General features: G+C 65.4%; 1 protein-coding gene. It reads left to right on the forward strand.

What is annotated here, in order from left to right; genetic code table 11:
- A partial coding sequence (locus tag PROPJV5_RS12300) for a Clp protease N-terminal domain-containing protein (RefSeq protein WP_275403723.1) occupies window positions 1-408 on the forward strand: 408 nt, incomplete at both ends.

Genomic DNA, 408 nt, shown 5'->3' on the forward strand with positions numbered 1-408 from the left:
TGAGCGCTTTACCGATCGGGCACGCCGAGTCATCGTGCTCGCTCAAGACGAAGCGAAGATGCTTAACCACAACTACATCGGCACCGAGCACATCCTGCTGGGCCTGATCCACGAGGGCGAGGGCGTCGCTGCGAAGGCACTGGAGCAGCTGGGTATCTCCCTCGAGGCGGTGCGCGAGCAGGTCGAGGAGATCATCGGCCACGGCCAGAACCCGCCCACCGGTCACATCCCGTTCACCCCGCGTGCCAAGAAGGTCCTCGAGCTCTCCCTGCGCGAGGCCCTGCAGATGAACCACTCGTACATCGGCACCGAGCACATCCTGCTGGGCCTGATCCGTGAGGGCGAGGGCGTGGCGGCCCAGGTGCTGATCAAGCTCGGCGCCGACCTCAACCGTGTCCGCACCACGGT

The sequence above is a fragment of the Propionibacterium ruminifibrarum genome, assembly GCF_900289195.1.
Classification (GTDB): domain Bacteria; phylum Actinomycetota; class Actinomycetes; order Propionibacteriales; family Propionibacteriaceae; genus Propionibacterium; species Propionibacterium ruminifibrarum.